The sequence below is a fragment of the Brucella sp. NBRC 12953 genome, from assembly GCF_040369775.1.
Lineage (GTDB): Bacteria > Pseudomonadota > Alphaproteobacteria > Rhizobiales > Rhizobiaceae > Brucella > Brucella pseudogrignonensis.
The window spans coordinates 66635-83272 of record NZ_BAABSV010000001.1 but is presented as its reverse complement, the minus strand read 5'-3'; the positions used below and the strand labels follow the sequence as shown (position 1 = coordinate 83272).

The following is a 16638-nucleotide window of genomic DNA, read 5'->3' as shown; positions in this document are numbered from 1 at the left end:
CCATATTCACCACACGCGTCTTATCCGAAAGCCGTTAGCCAGTTTTCGGGATGCGCTCTAATTTAGGAATACCGACGACCCGGTTTTCGCCGTTGACGAATGCCATATCGCGCACCGTCAATTCCACATCGCGTATCTCACGATTCACAAGGAAGTTTTCGGTTTCAACTGTCGTTTCTGCCAGTTCGATCTTCACATCAAAACGGGCTTTGAAAGCATCGATGATCTCATCGACGATGATCTCAGGCGCTGATGCACCAGCCGAAAGCCCGACGACCGAAATATCTCCGACCTTATCCCATTCGATATCGCTTGCGCGCTGCACAAGCATCGACATGCCCGCGCCCGCCTTTTCAGCAACTTCGACAAGACGCTTGGAATTGGAAGAGTTCGGAGCACCCACGATAAGAAACAGATCGCATCCAGGAGCCGCTGCGCGCACCGCATCCTGACGGTTCGTGGTGGCATAGCAGATCGATTCTGCGGCAGGTGCCGTCAGGTTCGGGAAACGCTGCTGCAACTCAACGATGATACCAGCTGTGTCGTCTACCGACAGTGTCGTCTGGGTTACGAATCCGAGATTATCTGGATCAGCGAATTCAATCGCCCGCGCATCCTCAACCGTTTCGATGAGCGTCACAGCGCCTTCGGGCAGCTGCCCCATAGTGCCGATGACTTCCGGATGGCCGGAATGACCGATCAGGATGACGTGACGGCCAAGGCGCTGATGACGCATGGCCTGCTTATGCACCTTGGAAACCAGTGGGCAAGTTGCATCAAGATAGAAGAGGTTCTTGGATTCCGCATCCGCTGGCACTGATTTCGGTACGCCATGGGCGGAAAATACCACCGGCTGATCACGATGTTCAGCCGGAATTTCATCAAGTTCTTCGACAAAAATCGCCCCGCGGGACTGCAGACCTTCAACAACATAGCGATTATGCACGATCTCATGGCGCACATAGACAGGCGCGCCATATTTCTTCAGAGCCAGCACCACGATCTGGATTGCCCGATCAACACCTGCGCAAAAGCCGCGCGGGCCGCAGAGGCGGATTTCCAGAGGGGGTCGTGTATTGGTCATGAAGCGTGCTCGCAGGGTTCGGCGTGGCTTGAAGTGCTCACAATCATATAGGGTCGGGCATATAGGGTCGGGCATATAGGATCGGCATATAAGGCCGGAGTTGGGCTCTAACGAGGCCCTTGTCAAGTCTTTGTAGCCTTTCGATACCGCCAGAGCCAGCTTCCGACAACCCCTATCAGCGCCAAAGCGAGGCCATACCATGTAACCACATATTGCAAATGGTTGTTGGGGAAATCAATAATCGTCACGCCGCCAACAGGCAAACCGCCAAAGTTTGGCTTGTTATCGGCATCAATAAAGAACGGCACAGCATCATCCAGCGACGGAATATCCGCGCTTTCAGCCATGGCCGACCAATCTTTCCAATAGAAGATATTTTTTGCGACATCATTGTCCGGAAGGAAGTAGCCCGGCTTTGCGCTCAGAGGATCGCGTGCAAGTCCCGTAATCGTCACAGGGCCATCCAGTTGTCCATCAAGGCGGTTTTGCGGGTCTTTCTTTTCGTAAGGGACGAAGCCGCGATTGACCAGTACGAAGCGGCCATCCTCAAGCATCAGCGGCGTATAGACATTGAAACCCGGCTTACCTTCATAGGTCGCCAGAAAATGGCGTTCGCCCTGATGCATGAAAGTGCCGGAAACCGTCACCGGCAGATATTCAACAGTCCCTTTTTCACGATAGATTTTTTCCATCTCTGCAAGCGGCAAAGGCGGCTCATGAATACGTTCCTGCGTGGACGCAATCAGCGCTTCTTTCCACTGCAACCGTTCGACTTGCCACGTACCCAGTCCAAGGAGAATTATCAGCGCGATAAGTGAAGCGATCAGCAGTCCCCATGGCAGGCGCTGCCGCTTTGATTGGTCATTCATTGTCATCATCCAGACGTCCTTGTGACGCCTTGTTGCGAAATTGCAGATTGATGAGAATACCCTTGATGCTGCGCATGGCAAGAAGACTAAGGATAATCGCCAGTGGCACCCACAGAATGAAATGCACCCATAGAGGCGGCGAATAATTGACCTCCATCCATAATGCGAGGCCAACCACGATAAAACCGATGATGAGAATGACGAAGGCGGCAGGCCCATCGCCAGAATCGGCGAACGAATAGTCCAGACCACAGACCCTGCAGCGCGGCGCGACAGTTAAGAAGCCATCGAACAGTTTACCTTCGCCGCAACGCGGGCAATGCCCTGTCAGCCCGCTCTTCACCGGATCGACTGCTGGATATAGATTATGGTCCGACATCACACGCTCCCTAACACTTGCGAAAAGAAAAGGCGGCCATGTTTCCAAGGCCGCCTCATCATCTTATCAAACAGCTGATCAGCCGCCGTGCATTGGTGCGCCCCAACCGCCCCACACGTAGATCGTGAAGAACAGGAACAGCCAGACGACGTCCACGAAATGCCAATACCAAGCGGCTGCTTCAAAGCCAAAATGGCGTTCCGGGGTGAAATCACCACCCATCGCGCGGAACAGGATCACCAGCAGGAAGATCGTTCCCACGATGACGTGGAAGCCATGGAAGCCAGTTGCCATGAAGAAGGTCGCGCCATAGATCGAGTCTTTGAATTCGAACGGTGCATGGATGTATTCGTAGGCCTGAACGAACGAGAACAGCACGCCCAAAGCAACCGTCAGCGCAAGGCCTGTGATCATGCCCTTGCGATCCTTGTGGAGCAGAGCATGGTGCGCCCATGTCAATGTCGTACCCGAAAGGAGCAGAATGACAGTGTTGTAAAGCGGCAGGTGCAGCGGATCGAGAACTTCGATGCCCTTTGGAGGCCACTGACCGCCTGTGAATTCAGCGCGCATCACCTGATGCACTTCGTTCGGGAACAGGCTTGCATCGAAAAATGCCCAGAACCATGCAGCAAAGAACATGACTTCCGAGGCAATGAACATGATCATGCCGTAGCGCAGATGCAGTGCCACGACGCGGGTATGATGGCCTTCATGGCCTTCCTTGATCGTGTCTGCCCACCAAGCATACATGCAATACAAAACGATCGCCAAGCCGATGAAGAAAATCCATGGCGTCACCAGATTGATACCGAAGAACGGAAGCTGGCCGTTATTGATATAACGCATCCATGAAATGCCGCCGACGGCAAGCACGAACGCGCCAACCGAACTCAGGAACGGCCATGGGCTGGGCGCGATGATGTGATAGTCGTGATTTTTCTCGTGAACGTCAGCCATGTCTCTCCCCAAGGCTCCTCTCTGTGCCTTCCTGTCTAAGCTCCCCTAAGAATCTCAGACAAATCCCTTAGTATCGTAACATAGAGCCGCTTGGCTCTTTTGTCTTTGCGGCATTGTGTGCCGCACAATTTTCGAAATCAGCTTCCGCTATTTGCCGCTTGTGTCGCTTTTGCATTTGCAACAGGCTTCGGCTTGTCAATCGGGAAGAACGTGTAGGAAAGTGTAATCGTCTTTACGTCTTTCAAATCCGGATCATTGACGATCTCCGGGTCAACGAAGAAAACAACCGGCATTTCCATGTCTTCACCCGGCTGCAAAGTCGTATCGGTAAAGCAGAAGCATTCAACCTTGTTGAAATAAGCGCCTGCACGGCCCGGAGCCACATTGAAGCTCGCGCGACCATAGGTCGGCTCATCAAACAGATTACGCGCTTCATATTTTATCATGGTGGTTTCGCCGATACGCACGGTCACTTCGCGCTCAACCGGCTTGAATTCCCAAGGCAAACCATTTGCGGTGTTGGCGTCGAAACGCACCTTCATGGTCTTGTCCAGAATGGTATCGGAATATTGCTCAACGCGCTGCGTGGTGCCGCCGTAACCCGTTACCTGGCAGAAAATACGATAGAGCGGCACTGAAGCATAAGCCGCGCCAATCATGCAGACAAAGAAGGACAGACACGCAATCGCAACCGTACGGTTTGAACGATTGAGCCGCTTCTGCTTCTCATCAATTTTCTGCTGATCTGCCATTCTCTCCTCCCAGATAGAACTCTTATCAGTCCACCCTAAAATTAGAGTGGACGAACCAGAACATTCGCTCCCAGCTTTGCCATTGTGCCCACATAAACGAGGACAACGAACAGAGCCAAAGCAATTGCGAGGCCCCAGGAACGGTTGCGCTGAGCTTTTCTCTGCTGCTCAGTTGGTACAACCAGTTCTAGTTCCTCGTTATTTGGCTTCTGTACAGAATTACCCATCAAATCACTCCAAAGGCTGTCAGCAGCCTGATCGCCAGCGCTTCCACCAGCAAAACCGCAAAGACGCCCGAAAGGTACATCAGCGAAAAACGGAACAGTTTGCGCGCGGCAAGCAGCATCTGAGCATGGCTTTCGGCCATCCACATGCGCCATGCATAATAGACGAATGCCAGACCGAGCAGTGTAGAAATCACGCCATAAGTGATGCCAGCAAAACCAAGCACGTAAGGCAGCACACCTACAGGCGCCATGATTACGGCATAAAACATCGCCTGCCGACGGGTCGAAAGTTCGCCCTTCACATTCGGCATCATGGGGACTCGTGCGGCTTCATAGTCATTGGTCGAAAACAGCGACAAAGCCCAGAAATGTGGTGGCGTCCAAAGAAAGATGATCATCAACAGCACAACGCTGTCCCATGTGATCTCGCCAGTTGCAGCAGCCCAGCCGATCATTGGCGGGAAAGCACCGGCGGCGCCACCGATAACGATGTTCTGCGGCGTCGAGCGTTTGAGCCACATCGTGTAGATCACGGCGTAGAAGAAGATGGTGAAGGCAAGAAGAGCTGCAGCCAGCCAATTGACCATCAGGCCAAGCGTAATGACAGAAAATACCGAAAGCGTGAGGCCAAAGGCCAAAACCTGGTTCGGTGCAATGATACCTGCTGGGATTGGACGATTGCGGGTGCGCTTCATCACGGCATCAATATCGGCATCGTACCACATATTGAGAGCCCCGGACGCGCCAGCACCCACCGCAATGCAGAGAATGCTGATCGCAGCCAGCACAGGGTTCATATGCCCAGGCGCAAGCACCAAGCCCACAAGCCCGGTGAACACCACAAGTGACATCACACGCGGCTTCAGCAGGACGAGATAATCCCGCGCAGTCGCCTCGGAAAGAGCGAATGCGTCATCGGAAACCGTGTTTTTTTCCACCAGAGACATTAACTTCTACAACCTCGAATTCACCGGGCCAATGCTGTGCTCGGCCCAGAGCACACATCAGCTATTCAATACGACTTTTACCTCCCGGAGATGCATTCACTCCTAGTCAGAAGCGTCGTCTTGAACTTCAATCGGTGACGGACGGAACTGAATGCCGCCCGCACATATCACAGTTTTGCGCGAGGGCGAACCCCTTTCAGGGCTCGCCCCTTGCACATTTACTTTATACGCGGCAGCTGTTCCCACTGGTGGAACGGCGGAGGCGATGAAAGCTGCCATTCCAGCGTCGTCGCGCCTTCACCCCATGGGTTCGCACCAGCTTCACGCTTCTTCGCAAATGCCTCAAAGACATTGTAGAGGAAGATCAGCACAGCGAAGCCGGAAATGTACGAGCCGTAAGACGACACCATGTTCCAGCCTGCATAGGCATCCGGATAGTCGATGTAACGACGTGGCATACCAGCAAGACCGAGGAAGTGCTGCGGGAAGAAGACGAGATTGACGCCGACGAAGGTGACCCAGAAGTGCAGCTTCGCGGTGAATTCGTCGTACATATAGCCGCTCATCTTCGGGAACCAGTAGTACCAGCCTGCGAAGATCGCAAACACAGCGCCCAGCGACAGAACGTAATGGAAGTGAGCCACAACGTAATAGGTGTCATGCAGCGCACGGTCGAGACCGGCATTGGCGAGCTGAACGCCCGTTACACCACCAACCGTGAACAGGAAGATGAAGCCAATCGCCCAGAGCATCGGCGCGCGGAAGGTCAGCGAGCCGCCCCACATGGTCGCGATCCAAGAGAAGATCTTGATGCCCGTCGGAACCGCGATAACCATCGTTGCGAAAACGAAGTAGCGCTGCGTGTCGAGCGACAGACCGACCGTGTACATATGGTGAGCCCAGACGACGAAGCCGACAACACCAATCGCGACCATAGCGTAAGCCATGCCAAGATAACCGAAGACCGGCTTGCGCGAGAAGGTCGAAATGATGTGGCTGACGATACCGAAGCCCGGCAGGATCAGAATGTACACTTCTGGATGACCGAAGAACCAGAACAGATGCTGGTAAAGGATCGGATCACCACCGCCATCCGGCGTGAAGAAGGTCGTGCCGAAGTTACGATCAGTCAGCAGCATGGTGATGCCACCTGCGAGAACCGGAAGCGAAAGCAACAACAGGAAAGCAGTTACTAGCACAGCCCAGGCGAACAGCGGCATCTTGTGCAGCGTCATGCCCGGAGCACGCATGTTCAGGATCGTCGTAATGAAGTTGATCGCACCAAGGATCGACGACGCACCGGAAATATGGAGCGCGAGAATCGCGAAATCGATTGCCGGGCCAGGCTGACCGCTCGTCGAAAGCGGCGGATACAGCGTCCAGCCGCCGCCAGGCCCCCAGCCGCCGGGTGCCGAAGGCATGAACAGCGAGATCAGCAGCAGTGTGAGCGCCGGTGGAAGAAGCCAGAACGAAATATTGTTCATACGCGGGAACGCCATATCAGGCGCACCGATCATCAGCGGAATCATCCAGTTGGCGAAACCACCGATCAGCGCAGGCATAACCATGAAGAAGATCATGACCAGAGCGTGCGCAGAGGTGAACACGTTGAACATATGCTTACCAGCATCGAGAGCTGCGTCGCCCTCAACACCATAAACCATCTGTGCCAGACCATGGAAAATCTGGATGCCCGGCTCCTGAAGCTCGGCGCGCATCGCGATAGACAATGCGCCGCCGATGATGCCGGAAATGATTGCGAAGATCAGGTACAGAGTACCGATGTCTTTATGATTGGTCGAGTAAACCCAGCGCACCCAGCCTTTAGGCTTGTGGTCGTCATGGGCTCCATGCTCGTGAGCTGCTGTGCCAGCCATGGAATTCGCTCCCGTTTTTCAACAGTCTTGCGTATCGAAGTCTTTAAAGACCCGCCGCAGCCACTTTATCGTTTGCATCGCCTTCAAGCTCAGCCTGAAGCGCCTTGTTTGCACCCGGAACATCCGAGGCGGCTGCCGTCAGCCATGTGTTGTACTGCTCTTTTGAGACGACACGAACGGCGATTGGCATGAAGGCATGGTCCTTGCCGCAAAGCTCGGAACACTGGCCATAATAGAGGCCTTCCTTGTCGGCTTTGAACCAGGCTTCGTTGATACGGCCCGGTACGGCGTCCATTTTCACACCAAAGGCCGGAATGGTCCATGAATGGATCACATCGGCAGCTGTTACCAGAAGACGGACCGTTTCGCCAATCGGAACGACCACTTCGTTATCGACTGCCAGAAGGCGCGGATAACGAGCATAATCTTCTTTGCCTGCAGCAGCGCGATCAGCATCCTTCAGGATAAGCGAATCAAAGCTTACCGGCGTTTCGGTCTGATATTCATAGCCCCAGTACCACTGATAACCGGTTGCTTTGACCGTCAGCGTCGGATCCTGAGGCGAATATTGCGCAGTCAGAAGCTGGAACGACGGCACCGCAAGGAAAAGCAGAATAATGACCGGACCCACGGTCCAGATAACCTCGATAGCCGTATTATGACTGGTCTTGGATGGTTCTGGGTTTGCGCTTGCGCGGAACCTGATCACACACCAGACGATCAGCGCCAGAACCAGCAATGTGATTGGAATGATGAACCAGAGCGTATAACGCTCAAACCAATGAATCTGCTCGGCAATACCGGTCGCAGCTTCTTGAAATCTTATCTCCCATGGACGCGGCTGATCCGCCAAAGCGGCACCGCTCGTCCACAGCAATGCGAAAGCACCAACGACGGCACCCCTCGTTGTGGCAACAAATTTATCCACCAGAACTCTCTCCCTTTTCGCCCTTTCAGGCTGGACGCCGGACGTTTAGACGGCCGTATCCCCCGTCAGCGTTCAAACCACACCTTAACGCACACCGCAAGGAAGGCGAATATGTTCCTGTGCGGCATTTTTGCGCGCAAGCCTGCGTCAGAGGCCCGCATGCCGATCATTCAATAAAGCGTCATAACCCTTCGAAAACTTGGGAAAAACCTGATAAACCCATAATGAAGCCATGATTTAGCAAGAGGTTTCCTCTAACGTGCCGCGTGATAATGGATGCAACTGCCGGGGACGCATCTTAGATGCAATGCCGGTATCACCTTTGCGATGATGGCTCGGAAGCGACAATAGCTTTTCACCGCCTGTTTCGGAGGGTAACGTCCCGGTGATTCGATCTGGAGATTTCATGATTTTCCGCACATCCGCCCGCCGCTCGATTTTCCAACGCTTTGCTACCCTTGCAACGAGTGTAGCTCTGGTCTTCGCGGCTGCCACAATGCCGTCAGTCGCGCAGGAAACGCCTGCGCAACTTCCAGCACCAACGGCACAAACACCTGCGCAGCCGCAATCTTCCGCGACGCCGCAGCAGAGCGGCACGCTCAAATCACAACATGGCCCATGGGCAATTCTGTGTGATACGCCAGCCGGTGCCAAAACCGAGCAATGCGCGCTCATTCAGAACGTGGTTGCAGCCAAGCGTCCCGAACTCGGTCTTTCGGTCGTTGTTCTCAAAACTGCTGATAACAAGGCTCGTATCCTGCGCGTTCTGGCCCCGCTCGGCGTATTGCTGCCAAACGGCCTTGGCTTGAATGTTGATGGCAAGGATATCGGCCGCGCCTATTTCGTGCGCTGCTTTGAAGACGGCTGCTATGCAGAGGTCATCCTTGAAGACGAACTGCTCAACACATTCCGCAATGGCAAGTCTGCAACCTTCATCGTCTTCCAGACACCGGAAGAAGGGGTTGGAATTCCCGTAGATTTGAAGGGATTTGGTGAAGGCTTCGACGCCTTGCCGTAATCTCAAGGTTGTTCTCAACCGATTTAGCGCTTACATCCTGTGGCAAACACATGCCGCAGGATTATTTTTATGAAGAGCCTGATCAATAGCTTCGATGTAACTCGTGACGATATTGAGCGCCTTGTCTCGCAAAGCCTGAAAGGTAGCGACGACGGCGAACTCTTTATGGAATATCGCGAGGCGGAAGCACTCGTTTTCGATAACGGACGCCTGAAGACCGGCTCGTTCAATCAGGATCAGGGATTTGGCTTGCGCGCTGTTGCTGGCGAAGCCATTGGCTATGCCCATGCGGGCGATCTCTCAGTTGCGGCTCTCAAACGCGCGTCCGATGCGGTCTCGGCCACACTGACAGGTCATAGCGGCACATATGCAGCGGCACCTGCTGGTACCAATCGCCATCTTTATACTGACGAGAACCCAATCGGCTCGCCAACTTTCGATGCAAAAGTTCAGCTTCTGCAGAAAATCGATGCCTATCTGCGGGCGAAAGATCCCAAGGTGCGGCAGGTTTCTGTTTCCATCGCCGGATCATGGCAGCAGGTGGAAATTTTGCGGGCTGATGGGCATTTTGTGCGTGATGTTCGCCCAATGGTGCGGTTGAGCGTTTCGGTGGTAGCAGGCAATGGCGACCGTCAGGAATCCGGTTCCCACACACTTGGTGGACGCAAGGGCTTTGGTGATTTTATCTCCACGGAAAGCTGGCAGAGCGTTGCCGATGAAGCATTGCGTCAGGCTCTGATTAATCTCGAAGCGATCCCCGCCCCGGCGGGCACCTATGACATTGTGCTGGGCAATGGCTGGCCGGGTGTAATGCTGCATGAAGCCGTTGGTCACGGCCTTGAAGGCGACTTCAATCGTAAGAAGACTTCCGCCTTTGCCGGCCTTCTAGGACAGCAGGTGGCTTCGAAAGGCGTAACCGTTGTCGATGACGGTACGATCTCCGAGCGTCGCGGCTCACTGACCATCGATGATGAAGGCACACCGACCAATCGCACCGTGCTGATCGAAGATGGCAAGCTGGTGAATTACATGCAGGACCGGCAGAATGCCCGCCTGATGGGCATGGAAGCCACTGGCAATGGTCGCCGCGAATCTTATGCACACGCACCCATGCCGCGCATGACCAACACCTATATGCTTTCTGGTGACAAAACGCCGGAAGAGATCATCGCCTCCATGAGGAAGGGCATTTATGCCGTTTCATTCGGCGGCGGTCAGGTGGACATTACGTCTGGCAAATTCGTGTTCGGTTGCACGGAAGCTTACATGATCGAAGACGGCAAGATCGGTGCGCCGATCAAGGGCGCGATGCTGATCGGCAATGGCCCGGATGCCATGCAACGCATTTCGATGATCGGCAATGATATGAAGCTCGATACGGGGTCGGGCAATTGCGGCAAGGGCGGACAGTGGGTGCCGGTCGGCGTCGGACAGCCGCATCTGCGCATGGATCAGGTCACGGTCGGTGGTACAGCGGTATAATCCCTGCTCATGCAGCTGATCGACAAATACCTGCCCGAATATGGTTTCAGCGAAATCCATGGCTGCGATGTCAATGCTGCTCCTGAGCTCGTCTTGCAGGCGGCAATGAGCTACAGGCCAGAAACGGACATGTTCTTCCGCAGCATGATTGCGCTACGCGAAGTGCCTATGCGGGCGCTCGCAAAATTGCGTGGGCGCGAAAATAACGTTGCGCCGCCTTTCGGCTTGCATGAGTTTACGCTGCTTGATCATAGGCCCAGTGAAGCACTGGTTTATGGGCTGGTGGGGCAGTTTTGGAAAACTGATTTCGGCCTCGTAAAAATGGAAAGCGCGGAAGACTATCTCGCTTTCTGCACACCGGGCGTTGCAAAGCTTGCACTGACATTCACAGTGACCGAACAGGGCAGCAAAACGCGCCTAGTCACCGAAACCCGTGTCTTTTGCCCTGATCGTAAAAGTCATCTTCGCTTCACGCCCTATTGGTATCTGATCCGTCCAGTCAGCGGCATAATCCGCAGCCGCATCCTCAATTCGATCAGGAAGGCCAGCGAAACAGCCATTTCTTCTTTCGGAGCTTCTTGATGAATATCATCGCCCACATCGAAATTCCGGCCACAAAGCTTGAACGTGCCATCGCGTTTTATTCTGAAGTCTTCGACATGGCATTTGGCGAGGTGGTCGAAATCCACGGCAATCGCATGGCTTACTTTCCTTTTGAAGAAGGTAAGGATAGTGCTAGTGGCGCGCTGGCAGAAGGCGACGTCTATGTGCCAACTATCAATGGTGCGATTGTCTATCTCAGCGTTGCTGACATCGATAAGGCAATTGCAAAGGCGGCGAAATTCGGCAGCGAAGTACTGTTTCCAAAGACAGCTTTCGGCGAAAATAGCTTTGTAGCTGAAATTATGGATAGTGAAGGCAATCGTATCGCACTCCAGCAGCTATAACATTTTCTCCACAGCCCTTATTGCTGAAAGCGACCCGAGAGGACCGCGCATGACACTCAAAGTCCGGACAGGTTGCGTTTACAAAGATGCACGCGGATATGAAGTAATGATCGTCATGCGATATCCCGACGGTAAATTTTATGGCGCTCAGGGTATTGTTTATCTTGCAGATGGGCGCAGTCATGTGCACGCTTATAAAGATCAGGACCCATGGAGACTGGTTGAAGAGATAAATCATGCCGGAGGAGATAATGCCTGAGACGCCATATGACTGGAGTGGAAAGCAGCCTGAAAAGCGCTCCCGACAAAAGCGGATGATGGTGATTGCAGCTGCAACCATGATCGCGCTGCTCTTCACACTGGCCGTAGTGGACGCGATCCTCATACTGGTCGACTGATGCTGCCGGTCCATGAAATCGACTGCACCGGCATAAAGTCACCCAACGAGCTCTGGCAGCGCTATCTCGACACCGTGCCCGCGCTTGATCCAAAATCCTTTGGCTATACGCTCGATTCATTCTGGGATGGTGTGCAATGGGGTGGCCCCGGCTGGCCGGGCGAATGCGAACTCGTATTCAGGAATGTGGAAGCCCTGAGCGAGCTAAAAACGCTCGGCGGCAAGCCTTTTCTGGAAGCATTTCGGCAATTGGTTGCTGATACGGATCGCATTACGATCAGGCTGGAATGAGCGCAAAGCTCATTCCGTTATTTTGACCGAGGCATCGTATTTTGCCGAAGCGCTGACAAGCACTTCAATCTCGCTTGCGCAGAGATAGGCTTTCATTGCATCGAACTTTTTCTGATCCCAGTTGTATATTCCCAGGCCCAACAGGGTTTCAACGACCGGTGTTGAAAACCGCGAGCGAACCACTGTAGCAGGATTACCGGCGACAATCGTGTAAGGTGCGACATCCTTCGTCACAATAGCACCAGAGGCGATGATTGCCCCTTCTCCGACAGTGATGCCCGGCATCAACATGGCACGCATTCCAATCCAGGCACCATCCGCAATAACGGTGTCGCCCTTTCCCTTATAGGCATCGAGAATGACATCCGGAAATGGATAGAGACTGAACCAGTCCGTACGATGCGTATGGTTGCCACCCATCAGGATGACTGCTTCCGCGCCGATACAAACGTAATCACCTATGTGGAGCTGATCCACAGGCCATTGAGATTCCCAAGCCTTGAGGCTGTATTCATCACCATACAAGTACCGAACAACGCTATCTTCAAATGAGCCTGTCCAGGCATTGCTGTAATAGCTGTGTTTTCCTCGTACATGAATATTCGGGTTCTTGACCGTTTCATGCAATAGCTCAACAACAGACCAGTGCTTGGTGGGCGGACTTACAAAAGACACGGCAATCACAACTTTCTACAATTTTTCGGCAGTTCATTTCGAATGCCCAATCATTATCGTCGCAATCGGAAATCAAACCGACGGCGTGACATAATATTATCAACTAAATTAAGCGCTTAGACCACCCGCAACTGTAATGACGGTTCCGGTTACAAATCCTGATTTATCGGAAGCGAGCCAGAGCGCTGTTTGTGCAATATCTTCCGGCTCAGCGATACGGCCCATCGGTGTCATGGCTGCAATTTTTGCAGGTCGATCAGGATTACCACTTAGTGCATGAATAGACGTGTTGGTCGTGGCGACACGAATGGCATTTACCCGAATACCTTCCGGTGCCAGCTCTTTGCCAGCGCCGATCGAAATGGTTTCAACCGCACCTTTTGAGGCAGCATAATGGACATATTCGCCCGGGCTCCCCAGAATGGAAGCCACTGATGAAATATTGATGATTGTGCCGCCAGAGCCACCGTTCGCAGTCGACATCCGGCGTGCGGCTTCCTGTGTGCAATAGAGTAACCCGAAGACATTCGTCCTGAATGTTTGTTCGAGTGCTTCTTCCTCGAGCCCCTGGATGCGGGTGTTTTGCCCGATGATGCCCGCATTGTTGACAAGACAGCTGGGCGCGCCCAGCTCCCGATCACAGGTTGCGAAAAGATCGATCACGTTTTGCCGGTTTGCAACGTCGCTGCGCACAGCTATTGCTTTAGCACCGAAGCCTTCGCAGGCTTTTACAGTGCCAAGAGCGGCATCAACATCGCTTACATAGCTGATGCAGACATTATAGCCTTCACGCGCGAAGAGCGTTGCAGTCGCAGCACCAATACCTCTGCTGCCTCCAGTGACGACAACAACTGGTCTCACGTCACGCCCTCCCCGCGCTTTGATGGCTGTTTAGATTCCCGGATTTTCCTCCAGAAGACCTTCGACAAATTCGAAAAGTCCCGGACGCCGATCACGGCGCAGACGCTCGGCAACGATGATGCCTTTGATGCCCGCATAGGAGCGCTGAAGGTCTTCATTGATGACGATATAGTCGTATTTTACCCATTTCTGGATTTCAAACCGCGCATTCTGCAAGCGGGTTTCGATCACATCAGCCGTGTCTTCAGCACGGCGGTTGAGGCGGTTCTGCAGCTCACGCATGGTAGGCGGCAGAATGAAGATCGACACCACATCGGCAGGCATCTTGGCTTGGAGCTGTTCAGCACCCTGCCAATCAATATCGAACAGCATGTCCTGACCGTCTGCCAGCGCTTCCTCAGCGGTCTGGCGCAACGTGCCGTAGAAGTTGCCATGCACTTCCGCCCATTCGATCAGCTCATCATTGTCACGCAGCCGCTCAAATTCACGCTTGGTGATGAAGTGGTAATGCACGCCATCGATTTCGCTTGGGCGGCGCTCACGCGTGGTAACGGAGATCGATAGCGAAAGCTTCATATCCGGATCGCCGAGCAACTGTCGCGCGATTGTGGATTTTCCAGCACCCGACGGTGACGAAATCACCACCATCAAGCCTCTGCGTGCAATGCCATGTTCGACCGAAGAGATGGCCATTTTCCGTTACTCCAGATTCTGTACCTGTTCGCGAAACTGATCGACGACTGCTTTCAGCTCAAGGCCGATTGCGGTGATCGACGCTGCATTCGACTTCGAACACAGCGTATTGGCTTCGCGATTAAATTCCTGTGAAAGAAAGTCAAGCTTACGCCCTACCGGACCGCCATCGGAAAGCAGCTTGCGGGCGGAAGCGACATGGGTTTCCAGCCGGTCCAGCTCTTCCTGAATGTCCGCCTTGGTCGCAAGGAAGGCCGCTTCCTGATAAAGCCGCGTTTCATCAAGATCGCGTCCGGTTTCCATGAGTAGAGCGACCTGCCCGGCCAGCTTTGTGCGGATAGCTTCGACACTACGCGACGGATCGTTCCGCGCTTCAAGTGTCAAACGCTCAATCGTATCGACATGGCCGGAAAGGATCGTGAAAAGTGATTGGCCTTCGTGAGCGCGTGCTTCGGCAATGGATTTCAAGGCGCCTTCAAAAGCCGCAACTACCGCTGCCTCAATCCCTGCGCGTGAATTGTCGTCTTCGCTGACTTGCGCCTGATCGATAATGCCACGCAGCGAGAGAATGCCATCAACGCTTGCTGGCTGAAGACCGTGTCGGGCCTGCAGCTCCGCACCTAGTTTCAGAACTTCATCGAGCATTGCTTGATTGATAGTGAAACCCGCCTGGGCTTCTGCACGTTCGACTGTCAGACTTGCCTGAAAATTTCCGCGCGAAAAATAACGCGCCAGAAGTGACCGAACCGGGTGCTCAGCACCTTCCAGACCTTGCGGCAAACGCAAACGCAGGTCCAGGCCCTTGCCGTTGACCGAGCGTACTTCCCACACGATCCGTGCTTCGTTATCCGCTGCACCATACTGTATCGCGTGGCGCGCAAACCCTGTCATACTCTGGAGCGCCATGTGCACCTTTCTTCACCAAAGACTAGCATGCGAAGTAAAACCGCCCATTACTGGGCGGTGTTTTGCTGCTGTAGCTGGTTCTTTTCTTGCTCAACCGCGCGCCATTTGCGCACATTGGCATTGTGTTCGGCCAAGGTCTTGGCAAAAACATGCCCGCCAGTACCATCAGCCACAAAATAAAGGTCTTCAGTATCAAGCGGATTGGCCACAGCCTCAAGTGCTGCGCGACCCGGATTGGCAATTGGTGTCGGCGGAAGACCATTGATTACATAAGTGTTGTATGGCGTTGGCTTCTCGATATCTGATTTGAAGATCGGGCGATCAGAAGGCTTACCAGCACCACCGAAGAGGCCGTAAATGATAGTCGGATCGGACTGAATACGCATACCCTTGTTGAGACGGTTCACAAAAACCGAAGCCACATGCGGACGTTCCGATGCGATACCTGTTTCTTTCTCAACGATAGAAGCAAGCGTCACGAACTCATTCTTGTCCTTGACCGGCAGATCAGCGCGACGTTTCGCCCAAGTATCGTCAATCAACTTCTGCTGTGAAGCGATCATACGATTGATGATTTCTTCGCGTGTCGAGCCGCGTGTGAAGTTGAGCGTGTCGGTGAACAGACCACCTTCGGGAGGCATGTTCTTTGGCATATCACCAACCAAAATTGGATCGGCAGAGATACGGTCGAACACCTGTTTGACAGTCAGGCCTTCCGGAATTGTCAGCGGATACATGATCGACTTGCCACTGATCAGAATATTCATCACGTCGCGCATGGTCGAGCCAGCAGGGATCGCATATTCGCCAGCCTTGAGATCATTCTCATGGCCGTAAGCACGCATACCGTAGCGGAAGATACGTGCGTCGCTGACGATTTCACGGCCTTCGAGGCTGTTCGAAACTTCTGAAACGCCAGCGCCACGCTTCACAAGGAATGTGGTTTCAGCAGTCAGAGGCCCTTGAGAGTCAAATTGTAACTTGCCGAAGTAAAACAGGGCCGATGCACCGAGCAAAACCAGTACGATCAGTGACAGCATGAAATTCATGAAGACGACGATCTGGCTTCGTGCATGGCGCGAACGCTTGCGCGGCGGTGGCGTACCCGGTTCAGGGCGCAGAGCCTCTGAAGCAGATTTCGGCACGAAAGGCTTAGCTGCCGCCTGTTCGGACACCACAGCACCTTGCGGCTGCTGCTCTGCAGGGTTGGCTCCGGGCTTTTCTTCTGAACTCACTCCATCACCTCGTCCTGAGACCCGCGCGAGACGGCATACAAATCAACCAAATACTTGTGAAGCACACTAACCACAAAAAGCAGGTTTAAACATCGCATCGGGTTATATTTTGG

General features: G+C 53.6%; 21 protein-coding genes. 7 read left to right on the top strand and 14 right to left on the bottom strand.

The window, feature by feature from the left end; translation table 11 throughout:
• Nucleotides 1–34: 34 nt before the first annotated feature.
• From ispH to coxB, 9 genes are all read right to left on the bottom strand, one after another.
• A complete protein-coding gene (ispH, locus tag ABWV94_RS00450) occupies nt 35–1084 on the bottom strand; it encodes a 4-hydroxy-3-methylbut-2-enyl diphosphate reductase (protein WP_112806996.1) in 1050 nt (349 codons plus the stop codon).
• Between the two features lie 122 nt (nt 1085–1206).
• The gene (locus ABWV94_RS00445; protein WP_113498330.1) at nt 1207–1953 is read right to left on the bottom strand and encodes an SURF1 family protein; all 747 of its coding nucleotides are present in this window, start codon (nt 1951–1953) and stop codon (nt 1207–1209) included.
• Nucleotides 1946–2332, bottom strand: coding sequence for a DUF983 domain-containing protein (locus tag ABWV94_RS00440; RefSeq protein WP_007874024.1), 387 nt, complete (start codon nt 2330–2332; stop codon nt 1946–1948). Before ABWV94_RS00440 ends, ABWV94_RS00445 begins: the two co-directional genes overlap by 8 nt.
• A 78-nt stretch (nt 2333–2410) precedes the next feature.
• Nucleotides 2411–3289 (bottom strand): cytochrome c oxidase subunit 3, encoded by an 879-nt coding sequence (locus tag ABWV94_RS00435; protein WP_007874023.1) that lies wholly within the window; start codon nt 3287–3289, stop codon nt 2411–2413.
• Between the two features lie 137 nt (nt 3290–3426).
• Nucleotides 3427–4041, bottom strand: a complete 615-nt coding sequence (locus ABWV94_RS00430) for a cytochrome c oxidase assembly protein (protein ID WP_113498332.1) — start codon at nt 4039–4041, stop codon at nt 3427–3429.
• A gap of 41 nt (nt 4042–4082) precedes the next feature.
• A complete protein-coding gene (locus ABWV94_RS00425) occupies nt 4083–4268 on the bottom strand; it encodes a cytochrome c oxidase system small membrane protein (protein ID WP_007874021.1) in 186 nt (61 codons plus the stop codon).
• Nucleotides 4268–5215 carry a heme o synthase gene (gene cyoE / locus ABWV94_RS00420; RefSeq protein ID WP_113498334.1) on the bottom strand — a complete coding sequence of 316 codons (948 nt, stop codon included), beginning with the start codon at nt 5213–5215 and terminating at the stop codon, nt 4268–4270. The genes ABWV94_RS00425 and cyoE overlap by 1 nt, the downstream gene beginning before the upstream one ends.
• Nucleotides 5216–5433: 218 nt before the next feature.
• The gene (gene ctaD / locus ABWV94_RS00415; RefSeq protein WP_007874019.1) at nt 5434–7092 is read right to left on the bottom strand and encodes a cytochrome c oxidase subunit I; all 1659 of its coding nucleotides are present in this window, start codon (nt 7090–7092) and stop codon (nt 5434–5436) included.
• 43 nt (nt 7093–7135) lie between these two features.
• The gene (coxB, locus tag ABWV94_RS00410; RefSeq protein ID WP_353412433.1) at nt 7136–8020 is read right to left on the bottom strand and encodes a cytochrome c oxidase subunit II; all 885 of its coding nucleotides are present in this window, start codon (nt 8018–8020) and stop codon (nt 7136–7138) included.
• A 406-nt stretch (nt 8021–8426) separates the two neighbouring features.
• On the opposite strand from coxB, the gene ABWV94_RS00405 reads away from it, so the two are divergent.
• The 7 genes from ABWV94_RS00405 to ABWV94_RS00375 all read left to right on the top strand — a co-directional run bounded on the left by ABWV94_RS00405 (nt 8427) and on the right by ABWV94_RS00375 (nt 12155).
• Nucleotides 8427–9038 (top strand): invasion associated locus B family protein, encoded by a 612-nt coding sequence (locus ABWV94_RS00405; protein ID WP_064320283.1) that lies wholly within the window; start codon nt 8427–8429, stop codon nt 9036–9038.
• 69 nt (nt 9039–9107) lie between these two features.
• The gene (gene tldD / locus ABWV94_RS00400) at nt 9108–10520 is read left to right on the top strand and encodes a metalloprotease TldD (RefSeq protein ID WP_113498336.1); all 1413 of its coding nucleotides are present in this window, start codon (nt 9108–9110) and stop codon (nt 10518–10520) included.
• Nucleotides 10521–10529: 9 nt separating this feature from the next.
• Nucleotides 10530–11102 (top strand): hypothetical protein, encoded by a 573-nt coding sequence (locus ABWV94_RS00395; RefSeq protein WP_007874014.1) that lies wholly within the window; start codon nt 10530–10532, stop codon nt 11100–11102.
• On the top strand, nt 11102–11467 hold the full coding sequence (locus ABWV94_RS00390) for a VOC family protein (RefSeq protein ID WP_113498338.1): 366 nt from the start codon (nt 11102–11104) through the stop codon (nt 11465–11467). Before ABWV94_RS00395 ends, ABWV94_RS00390 begins: the two co-directional genes overlap by 1 nt.
• Before the next feature lie 49 nt (nt 11468–11516).
• Nucleotides 11517–11726: a hypothetical protein gene (locus ABWV94_RS00385; protein WP_113498341.1), complete on the top strand. Its 210-nt coding sequence runs from the start codon at nt 11517–11519 to the stop codon at nt 11724–11726.
• Nucleotides 11719–11865, top strand: a complete 147-nt coding sequence (locus ABWV94_RS00380) for a hypothetical protein (protein ID WP_153223297.1) — start codon at nt 11719–11721, stop codon at nt 11863–11865. The genes ABWV94_RS00385 and ABWV94_RS00380 overlap by 8 nt, the downstream gene beginning before the upstream one ends.
• A complete protein-coding gene (locus tag ABWV94_RS00375) occupies nt 11865–12155 on the top strand; it encodes a hypothetical protein (RefSeq protein WP_113498343.1) in 291 nt (96 codons plus the stop codon). The genes ABWV94_RS00380 and ABWV94_RS00375 overlap by 1 nt, the downstream gene beginning before the upstream one ends.
• A 9-nt stretch (nt 12156–12164) precedes the next feature.
• Here ABWV94_RS00375 and ABWV94_RS00370 read toward each other — a convergent pair whose 3' ends face one another.
• From ABWV94_RS00370 to mltG, 5 genes are all read right to left on the bottom strand, one after another.
• On the bottom strand, nt 12165–12830 hold the full coding sequence (locus ABWV94_RS00370) for a CatB-related O-acetyltransferase (protein ID WP_353412430.1): 666 nt from the start codon (nt 12828–12830) through the stop codon (nt 12165–12167).
• A gap of 108 nt (nt 12831–12938) precedes the next feature.
• A complete protein-coding gene (locus ABWV94_RS00365) occupies nt 12939–13691 on the bottom strand; it encodes an SDR family oxidoreductase (RefSeq protein WP_113498346.1) in 753 nt (250 codons plus the stop codon).
• A gap of 30 nt (nt 13692–13721) precedes the next feature.
• Nucleotides 13722–14384, bottom strand: a complete 663-nt coding sequence (gene gmk, locus ABWV94_RS00360) for a guanylate kinase (RefSeq protein ID WP_007874006.1) — start codon at nt 14382–14384, stop codon at nt 13722–13724.
• A gap of 6 nt (nt 14385–14390) precedes the next feature.
• Nucleotides 14391–15290, bottom strand: a complete 900-nt coding sequence (locus ABWV94_RS00355) for a YicC/YloC family endoribonuclease (RefSeq protein WP_113498348.1) — start codon at nt 15288–15290, stop codon at nt 14391–14393.
• Nucleotides 15291–15337: 47 nt separating this feature from the next.
• Nucleotides 15338–16525, bottom strand: coding sequence for an endolytic transglycosylase MltG (gene mltG / locus ABWV94_RS00350; RefSeq protein WP_007873999.1), 1188 nt, complete (start codon nt 16523–16525; stop codon nt 15338–15340).
• Nucleotides 16526–16638: the final 113 nt, after the last annotated feature.